At 67.4% G+C, this 16,327-nt stretch carries 17 protein-coding genes; 4 read left to right on the top strand and 13 right to left on the bottom strand.

The window, feature by feature from the left end; all coding sequences use genetic code 11:
• Positions 1-125 precede the first annotated feature (125 nt).
• From flgL to ACORQU_RS18030, 12 genes are all read right to left on the bottom strand, one after another.
• A complete protein-coding gene (gene flgL / locus ACORQU_RS18085) occupies positions 126-1,331 on the bottom strand; it encodes a flagellar hook-associated protein FlgL (protein ID WP_491642435.1) in 1,206 nt (401 codons plus the stop codon).
• Entirely contained in the window at positions 1,328-3,202 is a 1,875-nt protein-coding gene (gene flgK, locus ACORQU_RS18080; RefSeq protein WP_491642433.1) for a flagellar hook-associated protein FlgK, read from the bottom strand. Before flgK ends, flgL begins: the two co-directional genes overlap by 4 nt.
• 9 nt (positions 3,203-3,211) lie before the next feature.
• Positions 3,212-4,330 carry a flagellar assembly peptidoglycan hydrolase FlgJ gene (gene flgJ / locus ACORQU_RS18075; protein WP_491642432.1) on the bottom strand — a complete coding sequence of 373 codons (1,119 nt, stop codon included), beginning with the start codon at positions 4,328-4,330 and terminating at the stop codon, positions 3,212-3,214.
• 1 nt (position 4,331) lies between these two features.
• Entirely contained in the window at positions 4,332-5,450 is a 1,119-nt protein-coding gene (locus ACORQU_RS18070; protein ID WP_491642431.1) for a flagellar basal body P-ring protein FlgI, read from the bottom strand.
• Positions 5,451-5,461: 11 nt separating this feature from the next.
• Entirely contained in the window at positions 5,462-6,151 is a 690-nt protein-coding gene (gene flgH / locus ACORQU_RS18065; protein WP_491642430.1) for a flagellar basal body L-ring protein FlgH, read from the bottom strand.
• A gap of 22 nt (positions 6,152-6,173) precedes the next feature.
• A complete protein-coding gene (flgG, locus tag ACORQU_RS18060) occupies positions 6,174-6,959 on the bottom strand; it encodes a flagellar basal-body rod protein FlgG (RefSeq protein ID WP_271645751.1) in 786 nt (261 codons plus the stop codon).
• Positions 6,960-7,062: 103 nt separating this feature from the next.
• A complete protein-coding gene (locus tag ACORQU_RS18055; protein ID WP_271645752.1) occupies positions 7,063-7,818 on the bottom strand; it encodes a flagellar basal body rod protein FlgF in 756 nt (251 codons plus the stop codon).
• 38 nt (positions 7,819-7,856) lie between these two features.
• Entirely contained in the window at positions 7,857-9,080 is a 1,224-nt protein-coding gene (gene flgE, locus ACORQU_RS18050; protein WP_491642428.1) for a flagellar hook protein FlgE, read from the bottom strand.
• A gap of 27 nt (positions 9,081-9,107) precedes the next feature.
• The gene (locus ACORQU_RS18045; RefSeq protein WP_491642427.1) at positions 9,108-9,785 is read right to left on the bottom strand and encodes a flagellar hook capping FlgD N-terminal domain-containing protein; all 678 of its coding nucleotides are present in this window, start codon (positions 9,783-9,785) and stop codon (positions 9,108-9,110) included.
• Positions 9,786-9,824: 39 nt separating this feature from the next.
• Positions 9,825-10,232: a flagellar basal body rod protein FlgC gene (gene flgC / locus ACORQU_RS18040; protein ID WP_491642426.1), complete on the bottom strand. Its 408-nt coding sequence runs from the start codon at positions 10,230-10,232 to the stop codon at positions 9,825-9,827.
• 3 nt (positions 10,233-10,235) lie between these two features.
• On the bottom strand, positions 10,236-10,640 hold the full coding sequence (gene flgB / locus ACORQU_RS18035) for a flagellar basal body rod protein FlgB (protein WP_491642425.1): 405 nt from the start codon (positions 10,638-10,640) through the stop codon (positions 10,236-10,238).
• A 123-nt stretch (positions 10,641-10,763) separates the two neighbouring features.
• Entirely contained in the window at positions 10,764-11,714 is a 951-nt protein-coding gene (locus tag ACORQU_RS18030) for a chemotaxis protein (RefSeq protein WP_271648683.1), read from the bottom strand.
• A gap of 115 nt (positions 11,715-11,829) precedes the next feature.
• On the opposite strand from ACORQU_RS18030, the gene flgA reads away from it, so the two are divergent.
• The 4 genes from flgA to ACORQU_RS18010 all read left to right on the top strand — a co-directional run bounded on the left by flgA (position 11,830) and on the right by ACORQU_RS18010 (position 14,562).
• Positions 11,830-12,477, top strand: a complete 648-nt coding sequence (gene flgA / locus ACORQU_RS18025) for a flagellar basal body P-ring formation chaperone FlgA (RefSeq protein WP_491642423.1) — start codon at positions 11,830-11,832, stop codon at positions 12,475-12,477.
• A gap of 64 nt (positions 12,478-12,541) precedes the next feature.
• Positions 12,542-12,859, top strand: coding sequence for a flagellar biosynthesis anti-sigma factor FlgM (flgM, locus tag ACORQU_RS18020; protein ID WP_271645760.1), 318 nt, complete (start codon positions 12,542-12,544; stop codon positions 12,857-12,859).
• A complete protein-coding gene (locus tag ACORQU_RS18015; protein WP_271645761.1) occupies positions 12,856-13,206 on the top strand; it encodes a flagellar protein FlgN in 351 nt (116 codons plus the stop codon). The genes flgM and ACORQU_RS18015 overlap by 4 nt, the downstream gene beginning before the upstream one ends.
• Positions 13,207-13,377: 171 nt before the next feature.
• The gene (locus tag ACORQU_RS18010; RefSeq protein WP_491645169.1) at positions 13,378-14,562 is read left to right on the top strand and encodes an ATP-binding protein; all 1,185 of its coding nucleotides are present in this window, start codon (positions 13,378-13,380) and stop codon (positions 14,560-14,562) included.
• 36 nt (positions 14,563-14,598) lie between these two features.
• On the opposite strand, the gene ACORQU_RS18005 is transcribed toward ACORQU_RS18010, so the two are convergent.
• On the bottom strand, positions 14,599-16,323 hold the full coding sequence (locus ACORQU_RS18005; RefSeq protein WP_491642421.1) for an EAL domain-containing protein: 1,725 nt from the start codon (positions 16,321-16,323) through the stop codon (positions 14,599-14,601).
• Positions 16,324-16,327 lie beyond the last annotated feature (4 nt).

The raw sequence follows: 16,327 nt of genomic DNA, 5'->3' as shown, positions 1-16,327 counted from the left end.
GCAAACTTTAGAGATTCGTCGGGATGAGGCGGCGATAGGGCAAGGCGGCCGTCGACGCTATAAATGCAAGGGCCCGGCGACGCGAAGCGTGCCGGGCCCGGAAGGCGTCGCGGGAGGGACGGGGCTTACCCGAGCTTGTTGAAGAGCGACATCGACTGCATCTGGGTAAAGAGGGTCTGCGCGGCCGACAGCGCGGATTGCTCGAGCTGGTATTCGCCGATGGCCTGTGCATAGTCCAGGTCGCGGATCGAGGACAGGGTGGTCTTGAGCGTGACTTCGTTGGCCGCGCGCACCTCGCCTGCGTCGTCGATGGCGGCAAGCTGGGCGCCACCGGCGGCGCGGGCGTCGATCATCTTGGAGGAGGCCTGGCTGATGTCGCGCATCGAGGCCTGCAAGGTATTGGTCAGCGCTGCCTTGTCGCTGGCGGTGACCGGGTCGGAGCTCAGGGCCGTCACCAGATCGTCCAGGGTGGAGAAGACGTCCTTGTTGGTCGAGGCGCCAATCTGGAAGCTGTCGCCCGTCGCCGGCGCACCGTCGATGCGCATGTTCAATCCGCCGAAGCCGATCGACTCGCCCGCTGCGTAGGTCCCGGTCTTGACCACGTTGCCGCCATTGTCCAGGACCTCGTAGCTGTCGGCCGCCGTGAACGAGACGGTATAGCTGCCGCCGTTCCAACTACCGGAAGAAGCATCGCGGCCATAGTCCAGCAGCAGCCCGGTGCCGGTGTTGCCGCCGGCGGCATGCGCGTCCACGGTGCCGTCGCCGTTGCGGATGCGCATGAAGATCTCGCTGCCAGGCAGGGTGTCGGAAACTTGGGTGTCAGCCGCCACTTCCACCTTGCGCTGGGTCTGGTCGCCGCTGTAGACCACCTGGCCGCCGACGATGGAAAACGGGGCGCTGTCGTCGGCAGTCCCGGCGAACAGATAGCGGCCGGCGCCATCGGTGCTGTTGGACAGGCTCAGCAGGCTGTCCTTGAGGGTCTTGATCTCCGAGGCGATCGCCTTGCGGTCGTCGGTGGTCATCGTGGCGTTGTTGGCCTCGATCACCAGTTCATTGACCCGGGACATGACCTCGCCGGCCGAGGACAAGGCGTTCTCCTGCAGTCCCAGGCGGTTCTGTACGGTGTTGGCATTCTCGCCGAAGCGGGTCAGCTCGGCCAGGGCCCGGTCCAGGTTGACCGCCGTGCCCGAGGCGACCGGATCGTCGGCGGCGCTCACCAGCTTCTTGCCGGTGGCCAACTGCTCCTGCAGGTGGGACAGCTTGGCCTGCTTGCCCAGCATCTGGTTGATCGACTGGCTGTACATCATGCTGGTGGAGATGCGGGTGCTCATCGGATCGCACTCAGGATGGACTGAAACATGTTGTCGGCCGTGGAGATCAATTGTGAAGCGGCCTGGTAGGCCTGCTGCAGGCGCAGCATGTCGGCCGCTTCCTCGTCCAGGTTGACGCCGGAGATCGAATCGCGCGCATCCTGGGCGTTGGTGTTGATGGCCTCCTGCGCATCGGCGGCCAGGGAGGCCTGCCGTGCCGAGGAGCCGACAGCGGTCGTCAGGCCGGACACCGCGCCGTTGAGGGTGATCGTCTTGCCGTTGAAGGCCTTGGCGTCATCCAGGTTGGACAGGATCAACGCGTTGCCGTTGTTGCTGGAGCCGGCACCGGTCGGGCCGACGGTGAACGCGTCCCCGGCCACCGGCGCGCCATCCAGGGTCAGACTCCAGCCGTTGGCGCTGATGGTCTGGCCGGCGGTGTAGGCGTAGGGGCCGGCGCCGTCGATCGTGAACTGGTTGGCATCGATGAAGCTGATGCTGGCCGGCGTCAGCAGATTGGCGTTGCCCGCATCGGTGACGGTCATGCGGCTGGCCACGCCCGTGCCCAGGTTGGCCAGGTCCGAGGACACGCTGACCGGGGTCGCCGCAGCGATGCGCGAGGGGTCGTTGATGGCCACCGACAGCCCGGTGACGGCCGTGGCCGTGGGCTGCAGCAGGAACTTGTCGCCCGCCGCGGCGCTGCCGGACAGCTGTAGCGCCACGCCATTGACCATGAACGGATCGGCGGCGGTGCCGCTGCCGGTCATGGCCACGTTGGCGCCGGTATCGGCGCGGCTGGCGCTCCAGTTGGTGCCGTCGAACTTCAGCAGCAGGTTCTGCCCGTCGAGTTTGCTCAGGTCCTGGACGCTGGCGCTGAAACTGGCCGTGCCGGTGTTGGCGCTGTTGCCGGTCACCGACGGGGCGGGCAGGTTGAAGAAGTCGCCGCCCAGGTTGCCGTACAGGTCGACACCGGCGTGGTGCTGCTGGTTGTAGGTGACCGCCAGGCCGGTGGCGATGCGGCCCAGTTCGGCCGTGGTCGGCTCCAGCACGGAGCTGCGGAACTCCAGCAGGCCGCCGATCTGCCCGCCCATGGAGCTGCTTCCCAGGGTGACGGTGTTGCCCTGGGTCTTGATGGCGACCTGCAGCTTGCCCGGCTGATAGGGGTCGGTCACGGTGGTCAGGGTCGCGGCGCTGGTGCCCACGACCATGGCCTGGCCGCCCGCGGTGTAGACGTTGATCGCACCGCCGTCCTGGCTGACCGCCGTTCCGCCGGTGTAGCCAACCAGCTCCTTGATCAGCTGGTCGCGCTGGTCGAGCAGGTCCGGGGGGGCGCTGGCGGCGTTGCTGCCGATCTTGCCGTTGAGCTTGGCGATCTCGCTGGCCAGGCGGTTGGCTTCGTTGGTGGTGGAGAGCAGCCCGTTGTTGACCTCGGTATTGAGCGAGTCCAACTGGCCGTTGAGCTGCTTGAAGCGGGTCACCAGCGCGTTGGCGTTGTCCAGCACGTTCTGGCGGTTGGCCGTGCCGGCCGCCTCCGAGGACAACCCGGTCACCGCGTCGAAGAAATTGGACCACTGGCCGGCGATGTTGGTGGCCGAATCGGAGAACAGCGTGTCCACGCGGTCCGACAGCGATGACAGCTGCTGCAGGCGCGCCAGCTCGCCGGTGCTGTCCAGCAGGCGGGAGGTGGCCAACTGGTCGCCCACGCGGGCGATATCGGTGATCTGGGTGCCGTTGCCGATGTACTGCGACCCAAACAGGGTCGGCGTCTGGGTGGCGAAGGATACCTTCTGCCGGCTATAGCCCTCGGTGTTGATGTTGGCCACGTTGTGGCTGACCGTGGCCAACGCTCGCTGGAAGGCGAGCAGGGCGCTGGTGCCGGTGGACATGACGGACATGGCGGGCCTTTAGCGCAGAAGGGGGGTGGAGCCGGTGGCGGCAAACACGCGCTCGATGCCGCCCATGGCCGCGTTGCTGATGGCCTCCACCGCGCGGCCGATGGTCGGGCCGCCAGCGATCGCGGCGATCTTGGCCGCGTAGGACGGGTCGGTGGCATAGCCGGCGCGCTGCAGGCCCTGGGCGAAGCCCCTGATATCGGTGCCGGCCTTGAGCGCATGCTGGTAACGCGGATTGTTCTTCAGCAGCCGCACGTAGTCGGCGAAGCTGGCCTCGGCCGAGTCGTAGGCGCGGAAAGCCGCGGTCTCGGTGGTCTTGACCCCGTTGACGTACTCGTGGGTGCCGGTGGTGACGCTCTCGCCGCTCCAGCCAGTGGCCTTGATGCCGAACAGGTTGTTGGAATCGCTGCCGTTGCCGCGCGAGATGCCCTTGCGGCCCCAGCCGGTTTCCAGTGCCGCCTGGGCGACCAGCGCGCGCGGATCCACGCCCAGTTCGCTGGCTGCCTTCTTGGCATGGGTCCAGATCTTGGCCACGAAGCCTTCGGGCGTGCGCTCGCCCAGCTCGGCGACCGCGGCGCTGGCGGCCTTGCGGGTCGCCGCCAACTCGGCGCTGTCGGCCGCGTTGACGCCGCTCCAGCGGTCGTCGCCGGAAGCCCAGGTCGTATCGACACCCTCGCTGCCGGGGTTGCTGGACGTGGTGCCCGCCGGACGCCCGGCGATCATGTCCAGCAGCTGGTCCATCGGCGACTGGGTGGCGGTGGGCTGGATCTGCGCCACCTGGCGCTCGCCGGCGATCAGCGAATAGGCCTTGGCTGCCTGCTTGCCGACCAGCGAGGTGTCGGTGGCCGGTGCGTCGGCCTTATCGCCGCCGCCCAGCTGGCGGGCGATGATCGCCTGCAGGCCCAGTCCCTTGCCTTCGGTCATGGACTTGGCCAGCTGCTGGTCGTACATGTCGCGGAAGGTCTGGTTTTCGCCCGGGAACAGCGAATCGCCGAAGCTCGCATCACGCATGCTCTTGACCAACATCTGCGCGAACTGGCCCTCGAGCTGGCGCGAGACCTGCTCGATCTTGGCCGGGTCCTTGGCCGTGTTGACGGCCTGCAAGTCGATGGGAGCGGCGGAGATGCGCATGTCAGATCACCTCGAGCTCCGCGCTCAATGCGCCGGCCTGCTTCAGGGCTTCCAGGATCGCGATCAGGTCGCCAGGGGCGGCGCCGACCTCGTTGACCGCGCGCACGATCTGGTCGAGCGTGGTGCCACCCTCGAACTTGAACATGCGGCTGCCTTCGCTGGTCGCGGTGATCGTGGATTGCGGCGCGGCCACGGTCTGCCCGTTGGAGAACGCGCCGGGCTGGCTGACGCTGGTGCCTTCGGTGATGCTGACCGTCAGCGAACCATGTGAAATGGCGGCCGGGCTGACCCGCACCTGCGAGCCGATGACCACCGTGCCGGTCCGCGCGTTCACCACGACCTTGGCCGGGGCCACGCCCGGGGAAACTTCGAGGTTCTCGATCCGCGCCAGCAGGCCGATGCGTGCGCTCGGGTCGGTCGGCGAGCGCACGGACACCGTGCCGCCGTCCACGGCCTGGGCTGCGCCCGGGCCGAAGGCGCTGTCCAGCGCGGCCACCATGCGAGAGACAGTGGTGAAATCGTTCTGGTGCAGGTTGAGGGTGATCTGGTCGCTGGCGCCGAACACATCCGGCAGGGCGCGCTCGACCGTGGCGCCATTGGGGATGCGGCCCACGCTGGGCACGTTGACCGAGATGCGCGAACCATCCTTGCCCTGCGCGCCGAAGCCGCCGACGATCAGGCTGCCCTGGGCGATCGCGTAGACCTGCCCGTCGGCGCCTTTCAACGGCGCCATCAGCAGCGAACCGCCGCGCAGGGAGACCGCGTTGCCGATGGAGGACACGGTCACGTCGATGGGCTGGCCGGGCTTGGCGAACGGCGGCAGCTCGGCCTGGATGGCCACGGCGGCGACATTCTTCAACTGTGGGTTGACGTTGGCCGGCACGTTGACGCCCAGCTCGCCGAGCATGTTCTTCAAGCTCTGCACGGTGAAGGGCGCCTGGCTGGTGCGGTCGCCGCTGTTGTCCAGGCCCACGACCAGGCCGTAGCCGACCAGCTGGTTGTTGCGCACGCCACCGACCTGGGCCAGGTCCTTGATGCGTTCGGCATGGGCCGGCGCGGCCAGCGCGCAGGCGGCCACGACCAGGGCGAGCAGACGGCAGGGCAGGGGAGACAGGTTCATGACGCGGCGGCTCAGTAGGGCGACAGGCGCGAATTGAAGAAGCGGCTCAGCCAGCCCATCGCGTTGGACTGGGCGACCGCGCCGCGACCGCCGTAGGCGATGCGGGCCTCGGCGACCTTGCTGGAGGGGATGGTGTTGTCCGGGGCGATGTCGGCGGCGCGGACGATGCCCTGCACCTGGACCAGTTCGTCGCCCTGGTTCAGGCGCATGTTCTTCTGGCCCTGGACCACCAGGTTGCCGTTGGCCAGGCGCTGGACCACCGTCACCGTGATGCTGCCCTGCATCTTGTTGCTCTGGGCGGTGTTGCCCTTGCCGGCGAAGCTGCGATCGCCGGCCGTGTTGTTGTTGAGGATGCCCAGCCCGCCCACGCTCAGCGGTGCGCCCAGCAGGGTGGGATTGGTCATGTCGACCGAGTCGGACTTGGTGATGGCCGTATTGGCGGTGGAGGAGGCGGTGGTGCTTTCCACCAGGGTGATCGTCAGCAGGTCGCCCACGTCGCGGGCGCGACGATCGCCGTAGAGGTTCAGGCCCGGACCGGCGGCGTAGATCGCCCCGGCGCTGGGCTGGGCGACCGGCATGGCCACCGGCACGATCGGTGCCATCGGCGCGTAGGGGCGCACATCGCCGGCGGCCACGCAGCCGGAGATCAGCGCGCTGGCGGTCACGGCGAGGACCACGGCAAGGGAGGATGGACGGATCATGGCAGGAGGTCCTGGCGGCGCCTTAGACGTTGTTGTTGAGGTAACCGAGCATCGAGTCGGTGGTGGAGATGGCCTTGGCGTTCATTTCGTAGGCGCGCTGGGTCTCGATCATGCTGACCAGCTCCTCGACCACGTTGACGTTGCTGCCTTCCAGGGCGCCCTGCACGGTGGTGCCCAGGCCGTTGAGGCCCGGCGCGCCGTTCTGGGCCGGGCCCGAGGCGGTGGTTTCCGCGTAGAGGTTCTCGCCCTTGGCCTGCAGGCCAGCGGGATTGATGAAGTCGGTCAGGGTCAGCGAGCCCACTTCCAGGGCCTGGGCCGAATCGGCCATCTGCACGGTGATCGTGCCGTCGTTGCCGATGGTCAGCGACTGGGCGCCTTCGGGGATCTGGATGCCTGGCTGCACCGGATAGCCGGAGTTGGTGACCAGTTCGCCCTGCGAGTTGATCTGGAAGCTGCCGTCGCGGGTGTAGGCCGAGCTGCCGTCGGGCATCAGGACCTCGAAGAAACCGCGGCCATTGACCATCACGTCCAGGGCGCGGCCGGTCTGCTGCTGGTTGCCCTGTTCGAAATCCTTGGAGGTGGACACCACGCGCACACCGGTGCCCAGCTGCAGGCCCGAGGGGAGTTGGGTCTGGGCCGAGGTCGAACCGCCGGGCTGGCGCACCTGCTGGTACAGCAGATCCTCGAAGCTGGCGCGATCGCGCTTGAAGCCGGTGGTGCTGGTGTTGGCCAGGTTGTTGGAGACGACCGACATGCGCGTCTGCTGCGCATCCAGTCCGGTCTTGGCGACCCACAAAGCCTGATTCATGACCCGATTCCTCTCAGTGATGGCCCCGCGTCTGGCGCCGGGCAATGAACCTGATGCACGCGCCGTGCCAGAACGAACGACGGCTTTCCGGCGGGCCGCGGCCTTAGCCGCTCAGACGCAGCAGGGTGTTGGCGGACTGCGCGTTGTCATCGCCATGCTTGATGACCTTGACCTGCATCTCGAACTGGCGCTGCAGCTGGATCATCTGCACCAGGGCGCCGGCGGCGTCGACGTTGCTGCCTTCTAGCACGCCGCTGTTGAGGGTCTTGCCCGGCGCCTGGGCGAAGGCCTGGGCCGGATCGGTGCTGACATTGCGCATCAGTCCGTCCAGGCCGCGGGTCAGGCGCTCGGGCGTGGCCTCCACGACCTTCATCTGGCCCACGATGGTCATCGTGGCCGGGCCTTCGCCCTGCGGGATGATCGAGATCGTGCCGTCGTTGCCGATTTCCAGCGACTGGTGCGGCGGGATCGTCATCGGATTGCCGTCCTGGTCCAGGACCGCGCGGCCGCTGGCGGTGACCAGTTGCCCGTTGGGCGTCAGGGCCAGCTCGCCGCCGCGGGTGTAGGCCTCGCTGCCGTCGGCCGACTGCACGGCCAGCCAGCGGTTGTCCAGGAACGAGACATCCAGCGGGTTGCCGGTGACCTGCTGGGAACCGACGTCGCGGTCGAAGCCCTGGTCCACATGCAGCGCATCGATGCGCGAGGGGTAGCCCGCACCGGGGATCTTGTAGGCCTCGGTGTTGGCCAGGGCCGCCTTGAAGCCGGCGGTGTCCACGTTGGCCAGGTTGTGCGAGACGGTGGCCTGCGCCTGCAGGGAGGCGCGGGCGCCGGTCATCGCGACATAAAGTGCCTTGTCCATGCGCTGCTCCGGATCGGATCAGCCGCCCATGGCCATCATCAACGGATGTTGATGATGGTCTGGGTGACCTGGTCCTGGGTGGAAATCATCTGCGAATTGGCCTGGAAGTTGCGCTGGGCCACGATCATGTTGACCAGCTGTTCGGTCAGGTCCACGGTCGAGGATTCCAGGGCCCCGGACTGGATGTCGCCGAAGTCCGAGGTGCCCGGGGCACCGGAACGCGCGCCGCCCGAGGTGGAGCTCTCGGCCCAGATGTTGTCGCCCAGCGAGCTCAGGCCCTGCGGATTGACGAAGTTGGTGATCGCCACCTGGCCCAGCGCCTTGTCGGCGTTGTTGGAGTAGCGCGCATAGACCACGCCGTCGGCGTCGATGCTGATCGAGTTGAGTTTGCCGCTGGCAAAGCCGTCCTGGCGCGCATCGCGCAGGGCGAAGGCCTCGCCGTACTGGGTCGAACCGGTGATGTCCAACGTCATGTTCAAGGTGCCGGCGCCGGTGCTGGGCGTGAACGTGCCCAGGGCGATGCGCCCATCGGCCGGGGTCACCAGCGCGCCGCTGTCGGAGAACTGCAGCGTGGACGCGGCGCCCACCGCGGTGCCGTCGACATAGTTGTAGACCTGCCATTCGTTCGGATTGGCGGTCTTGACGAAGTACGAGGTCTGGGTATGGGTCACGCCCAGCGAGTCGTAGACGGTGATGCCGCCGGTGGAGTGGTTGTAACTGTTGGCATCGGCCGGATCGAAGGGGGTCACGCTCGGCCCGGAGGCGTTGCCGGGCAGGGTGACCATCAGGTTGGCGGTGCTGGTCTGCTGCGGGGCGCTGTCGGTGGTGAGCAGCTGCAGGTCGGTCAGCGAGCCGACCGCGAACCCAGTGCCGTTGGCATTGGGTGGATACACCTGCAGGCGCGCACCCTGCGGATTGACCACATAGCCGTTGGCATCGGTCTGGAAATTACCGGCGCGCGAATAGACCTTGGCGCCGTTGACCGTCAGGGTGAAGAACCCTTCGCCGGAGATGGCCAGGTCCAGGTTGCGTCCGGTCGGATCGACGTTGCCCTGCGAGAACTGCTGGGCCACGTTGCTCACCCGCACGCCCGAGCCCACCGCGTTGCGCGCCAGGCCGTAGCCGGTGGAGGAGAACAGGTCGGCGAACTCGGCGCGCGACTCCTTGAAGCCGGTCGTGTTCACGTTGGCGATGTTGTTGGCGGTGACATTCAGGTCGGTGTTGGCCGCCTTGATGCCGGACAGCGAAGTGTTGAAACCCATGATGGACTCCTGTGTGGTTGTCCGGCGTCAGCTGACGCGGAGCACGTTGGCGAGCGGGGCGGTGCCCAGCCCGGTCAGATCGAGATAAATGCCGTCCGAGCCGACCGTCGCACTTTCGACGGTCGCCTTGACGTAGGTGGACAGATCCGTGTCGGTCCCGCTGCTGTCGGTATAGGTGGCCGAGATGGAGTACTTGCCCGATGCCAGCCGCGTGCCATAGGCATCGGTGCCGTCCCAGTCGAAGGCCACCTCGCCGGCATCGCTGGCCTTGGCGGTGATCTGCTTGACCGCATTGCCGTTGGCATCGCTGATGGTGAAGTTGACCGTGCCGGCGCCGGGCGCGGCGACCACGCCGGTGGCATGCCCGCCATCGGCCAGGGCCAGGTTGGAGGAGGGCACCAGCACCGAATGCCCGACCAGGGTCGAGGCACGCAGGATCTGGTCGGCCCCCAGCGAGCTGGAAAGGCCGCTGACGGTGGTGTTGAGGTCGCCTATGCCCTGGACGGTGGACAGCTGGGCCATCTGCGAGACCATCTGGCTGTTGTCCATCGGCTTGAGCGGATCCTGGTGTTGGAGCTGCTCGGTCATCAGCTTGAGGAAGTCGGCCTGGCTGAGGGTGTCCGACTTGCTGGTCGACTTGCTGCTGCTGTTGGATGCGCCGGTCAGTCCCAGGCTGGAATAGACGTCGCTGGAAACGGTGCTCATGGGAAGGTCCTAGGACGGATGTGCGGGAAGCGGGCGCGCTTAGCGGCCCATCGTGAGCGTGGCAAGGGCAAGCTCCTTGGCCGTGTTGAGCACCTCGACGCCGGCCTGGTAATTGCGCGAGGCCGAGATGAGGTTGACCATCTGCGAGACCGGATCGACGTCGGGCTGGTAGACATAGCCGTCGGCGTCGGCCAGCGGGTGGCCCGGCTCGTAGCGTTTGATCGGCGGGTCCTTGCTCTGGGAAATTTCCTTGACGCTGACCCCGGTCAGGCTCTTGTCCTGGGGATTGGTCACCGCCTGGAAGATCGGTTCGATCGGCTTGTAGGCGGCCTCGGCCGAGCCGGCCACCGAATCGGCGTTGGCCAGGTTCGAGGCGATGGTGCTCATGCGCACCGACTGGGCCTGCAGGGCGGAGCCGGCGACATCGAAGATGGGGAGGTTGCTCATGGCTTATTGCCCCGTGATCGCGGTGAGCATGGTGCGGACCTTGCCCTCGACGAAGCTCAGCGAGGCGCGGTATTCCAGCGCCGCGCGGCCGTAGGCGGCACGTTCTGCGTCGGGATCGACCGTGTTGCCGTCCAGGCTGGGCTGGCTGGCTTCGCGCGTGAACTGGAAGGGGTTCAGCCCGTCGCCATTGCCACCGACGGGAAAGTGGCGCGCGTCGGTGACCTCCAGCCCGCTACCGTCACGCTCGCCCTGTGCCGCGCGCATGGCCGCATCGAAATCCAGGTCCTGGGCCTTGTAGCCCGGGGTGTCGACGTTGCTGAGGTTGCTGGCGATCAGCTTCATCCGCTGCTCGCGCAGCGGCAGGGCGTCGCCACTGACGCCCAGGAAGGATGAGATCGGATTGGACATGACGCGCTCCCGCGGTGTGGTGCAGGAGAGCGAGGCAAGAGCTGTGCCAGAACGCGGGGCGATGCCCGCGTCGGATGCCCGGCGCGGATCGGCGACCGGGTTTGAACCGCCAATCGGTTGGAATCAGGCCGCCTGGCTGGTGGCGACGGTGCGCAGGCGGGCCAGGACGTAGTCGGCCAGCTCGTGCGGGCTGTACTTGGCCACGAAGGCATTGGCCCCCACGCGCTCGACCATGGCGTTGTTGAACACCCCCGACAGCGAGGTGTGCAGCAACACGTACAGGTCCGCCAGCCCGGCGTGGCGCCGGATTTCCGTCGTCAGGGTGTAGCCGTCCATGGCCGGCATCTCGATATCGGAGATGACCATGGCGTAGCGATTGGCCGGGCGCTCGCCCGAGGCATGGATCTGCAAGAGGTGGTCCAGCGCCTGGCGGCCATCGGAGAGCAGGGTCGCGCCAACGCCCAGCTGGTCGAGCACGCTGCGGATCTGCTGGCGGGCCACGCGGGAGTCGTCCACGACCAGGACCTGCAGCTGTGGGCCATCCGGACCAAACGCCAGGGACGGATCGATCCGGGCTTCCACGCGGGTCTGGGCGATGTCGGCCAGGACGCTTTCCACGTCGATGACCTGGATCAGCTCGCCCTGAAAACGCGTCACCGCGGTCAGATACGTGGATTCGGCGCCGAGTTCCGGCGGCGGATGGATGTCCTCCACCGCGATGTTGACGATGCGCTCGACGCCGCTGACCAGGAAGCCCTGGACCGAGCGGTTGAATTCAGTGACCACCAGGTATCCAGGGGCCCGGTCGGCGTCCGGCTCGCGCTCGGGGTGGCCGATGGCCATGCCCAGGTCCAGGACCGGGACCGACCGGCCCCGCACGTCGGCCACGCCGGAGAACTGCATGGGCAGGCCGGGGACCTGGAACAGCTCCGGGCGCCGCAGCACTTCCTGCACCTTGAAGACGTTGACGCCAAAAAGCTGGCGCCCGCCCAGCCGGAACAGCAGCAGGGCCAGCCGGTTATGGCCCGCCAGGCGGGTGCTCTGTTCGATGCGGTTGAGCAGATCGTGCGACATGGCGTTCATATCGGCCCCTGCGGGAACAAACTTGAGCGCGACAGTCGGGTTTGGCCGCGGGATTACGGCACGCCGCTTGCATCGGCCTGGCATGTTTCGCTTTAGGGCTGCCACGATGCGCCTGCTGCTCCTTATCACTGTTCTTATGGTGGCCGTGCCGGCCTGGGCATCGGATTTCCAGTCGATCGAATCGATCCGGGCCGCCGCCCTGTCCACCATCGGCCCGGACGCCGAGGCCGAGGCCACCCTGGACCCCGCCATGCGGATGCCAGCCTGTGGCGCGCCGCTGGAAGCCCACCCGACCGGCACGACGACCGTGGAAGTCAGCTGCCCGCGCGAGGCGGGCTGGCGCCTGTTCGTGCCGGTGAAGATCCGGCGCCTGCAGCATGTGCTGGTCCTGGCCCGGGGCGTGGCCGCTGGAGATACGCTGGGGCCGGCCGATATCGTGTCCGAGACACGCGACGCCGCCCGGATCGTGGGCGCGCCGCTGCACACCCTGGACGACGCGGTGGGCAAGGTGGCCCGGCGCACGTTGCCGGCTGGCAGCCTCCTGTCGGGCAGTGACCTGGTCTCGCCGCGGCTGATCCGCCGGGGTGACAATGTCGCCCTGGTCGCCCGCAATGGCGGCCTGGAAGTGCGGATGGCCGGGCGCGCCCTGCAGGATGCCGGGCAGGACGACCGGGTCAGCGTGGAGAACCTCTCCTCGCATCGGATCGTGCAGGGAACGGTGGCGCAGAACGGGGATGTCGTGGTCAGTCGCTGAAAACCCTAAAGTTTGTCCAGGCGACGCCGTTATCCCTATCGAACCCGATGACAGGACCCCACCGATGAGCCAGAAAATCGAAGGAAGCGTGCCGACTCCGGCCAGTCTTCGTACCTCATCCGTCAATACCAAAGCAGCCACTGGCGTGTCCGACGAGGGCAAGACCCGCGCGGTCGACGCCACCGCCTCGGCCGACAGCCTGAGCCTGACTGGGCAGGCCTCGGGCCTGCAGACCCTGCAGCGCGAGCTGTCCACCGCTCCGGCCGTGGATAGCAGCCGCGTCGAGGCGGTCCGCCAGTCCCTGCAGGACGGCAGCTACAAGATCAATCCCGACGCGATCGCCAGCCGCATGCTCGAGCTGGATCAGCAACTCGGCGGATGAACACCTCCGCCGCCAGTTCCGGCCTGCTGGACCAGCTCGGCGTCGCCCTCGCCGACGAGCGTCAGGCATTGCTCGACCACGACGTCGAAGGCCTGATGCGTGCCACGAGCGCCAAACTGGCGGCCCTGAAGGCCCTCGAGTTCGACCTGCCCACAGAGGCCGAGGCCGGTGGACGCCTGCGCGAGCTGGCCGAAGCCAACCGGGCCAATGGCGCACTGTTGTCGCGCCGCCGCCGCGAGGTCAATTGGGCGCTGCGCCACCTTGGGCGCAGCGAGAGCGCGCCGTCCTACGATGCCAAGGGCCAGTCGAACACGCTCCAGGCCAGCCGCTCCCTGGCGGTCGCCTGATTCACGGATCCTGCGTTCGCGCTGGGGCATGCGTGGGCCGCTCGGCGGCTTCAGCCGGTATATTGCAGTCCGGTCCACTGCCTGAACGACTTCGTGAATTCAATCTCACCCGACAAGACCGGGCCGGCCACCTTCCCTGATCGCGATGTGCTGCTCGCCCTCGGCGAGCTGATGCACGAAGGCGCCATGCTGTTCCAGGCCGATGGCCACCTGCTGTGGTCCAACGACGCGGCCCGCACGCGCCTGTGCGAGCGTGACGACAGTGATCCGCGTCCGCTGGGCGAACGATTGACCCAGCGGCTGCCTGCCGACGCGCTGACCCAGGCCCGCTCGACCGGCCGCTGGGATGGCAGCCTGCCGGTGGACGACAAGATCGTCCTGGCGCATCTGTACTTCCATGCCGGGACCACCGAGGGCGAGGGCTACTTCCTGGCCCTGATCCAGGAGGTCAAGGGCGCGCAGGAATTCGAAGAAGAGCTACAGCTGCGGCACGCCGAGCTGCGCCAGGCCTACATGCGCCTGAGCGGTGCCCAGGACAAACTCCTGCAGTCCGAGAAGATGGCCTCGATCGGCCAGCTGGCCGCCGGCGTGGCCCATGAGATCAACAACCCGATTGGCTACGTGCATTCCAATCTTGGCAGTCTGCAGGAATACCTGCGCAGCCTGTTCACCCTGATCGAAGCCTACGAGCGCGCGCTGCGCGCGCCGGATCCCAAGGCGATGATCGATGAGATCGACGACATCCGCGAGCGCTTCGACATCGACTTCATCAGCCGCGACCTGCCGCAGCTGATGTCCGAGTCGCGCGAGGGCATCGAGCGGGTCACCCGCATCGTGCGTGACCTGAAGGACTTCTCCTACTTCGACCGGGCCGAGTCCTGGAAGCTGGTGGACCTGCACATGGGGCTGGAGTCCACGATCAACATCATCTGGAACGAACTCAAGTACAAGGTCACCCTGGAGCGGCGCTATGGCGAACTGCCGATGGTCGAGTGCCTGCCTTCGGAGTTGAACCAGGTCTACATGAACCTGCTGCTCAATGCGGGCCAGGCCATCGGCGAGCGCGGCACCATCGCCATCAGCACCGGGGTGGACGACGACCACGTGTGGATCGAGTTCAAGGACTCCGGGCCGGGCATTCCGCCGGACCTGCTGCAGCGCATCTTCGACCCGTTCTTCACCACCAAGCCGGTGGGCAGCGGCACCGGGCTGGGCCTGTCGATCTCCTACGGCATCATCAACAAGCACCACGGGCGCATCGACGTCAGCAGCCCGGCGGGCGAGGGGGCGTGCTTCCGCATCGTGCTGCCGATCCGCCAACCCGCGCGTGCCGATGCCGCCAAGGGCGCGACCTGAGGGTTGCGCCAACGTCCTGGTGATGGTCGGGCCGGCTCAGGAGGGAGGATCGCGTCGCTGATCCTCGTGGGTCCTGAAGGCCTGGCGGATGTGCTTGCGCAGTTCCTCGTCGTTCCATGGCTTGGTCAGGAAGCGGTAGATCGAGCCGCGGTTGATCGCGTCGGTGACCGTGGTCAGGTCCGTGTAGCCGGAGAGCACCAGGCGGATGGTGTCCGGATAGAGCATCTTCACCCGGCCCAGGAACTCGGTGCCGCTCATGTCGGACATGCGCTGGTCGGAAAGAATCACCTGCACATCGTTGGTGGCCAGCAGGTCGAAGGCGTCGCGCACGTTGCCCGCCGCCAGGATCCGGTAGCCGTCGCGGCGGAACAGCCGGACCAGCGAGCGCAGCACGTTCTCCTCGTCATCCAGCAGCAGCAGGGTCTTGTCCGGACTGGATTCGGCGAAGGACTCCGGGCGGATGTAGCGTCGGCGCAGCACCGTGCCGGCCGCTTCGGCCGACATCGGCTCACCGAACAGGTAGCCCTGGAACACGTCACAGTCGCTGCGGCGCAGAAAGCCCAGCTGGGCCTGGGATTCGACACCGTTGGCGATGACGGTCATGCCCAACTGGTGGCCCATGGCGATGATAGTGCGGGCGATGGCCGCCTCGCGGTTGCCGGCCGGGGCGCTGTTGATGAAGCTGCGGTCGATCTTGAGCCGGTCGACCGGGTAGCGCACCAGGGCGCCCAGGCTGGAGTCACCGGTCCCGAAGTTGTCCAGGCTGAGACTCACGCCCTCGCTGGAAAGCTTGGCCAGGGTCTCGTGCACGAAGTTCACGTTCTTGGTCAGGGCGCTTTCGTTGATCTCCAGCACCAGGGTCTGGGCTGGCACGCCGGTGGCCTGCAGGACCTGCATGACTTCGGAATAGAAGGTCGGCCGCAGCAACTGCAACGTGGAGACATTGACGGCGATGGTGAAGTCGTCGAAACCCTGGTCGCGCCACTGCCGGGCCTGACGCAGGGCGCCCTCCAGGACCCAGGTGCCGATCTGCACCACCACGCCCAGGCGCTCGGCGGTGAGCATGAAGCGCTCGGGCACCAGCATGCCCAGGCTGGGTGACTGCCAGCGCACCAGCGATTCCATGCCGACCACGCGCCCGTCGCGCGCGCTGACCATCGGCTGGTAACGCAGACGCAGTTCGCCGTTGGGGATGGCGTCGACGATCTGGCGGGAAATGACCCGGTCGTTGTGCGCGCTCGGCGGCCCCCCCCGCTCGAACATCCGCACCACGTTGCCGCCCTCGCGCGCGGCCTGGAGGACCGCCTGTTCGGCCAGGTCCATCAGCGGGGAGAGTTCGTCAGCGTGGTCGGGGTAGAGGCTGACCCCGATCTTGCCGGTCATGAACAGGTTGTAGGGGAGCACCGACAGCGGCAGTTCGATCTGCTGCCGGATTTCCTCGGCGAACGCCTCCGGGCCAGGCACGCCGGGCAGGCACGGCACCGCGATCAGCAGTTCGTCGCTCCCGTGCCGCCATAGCAGGCCGCGCCCGGCCAGATGCCCGCGTAGCCGCGCGGCCAGCAGCGCCAGCGCCTGGTCGCCGACCTCGTCGCTCATGGTTTCGTTGATCGATGCGAAGTGGTCGATGTCCAGGTGCAGCAGCATCAAGCCATGTTCACCCTCGCGTGCCCGCGCCAGCATCTCCTCCAGCGCCGGATGCCCCGCGCCCAAGCGCGCAGGCGGGCTGCCTGGAGGGGTGGCAGGAGCATCCGGGTTCCACATGGGG

The sequence above is a fragment of the Pseudoxanthomonas sp. JC1303 genome (assembly GCF_058448525.1).
This window is presented reverse-complemented; position numbering and strand designations above follow the sequence as displayed.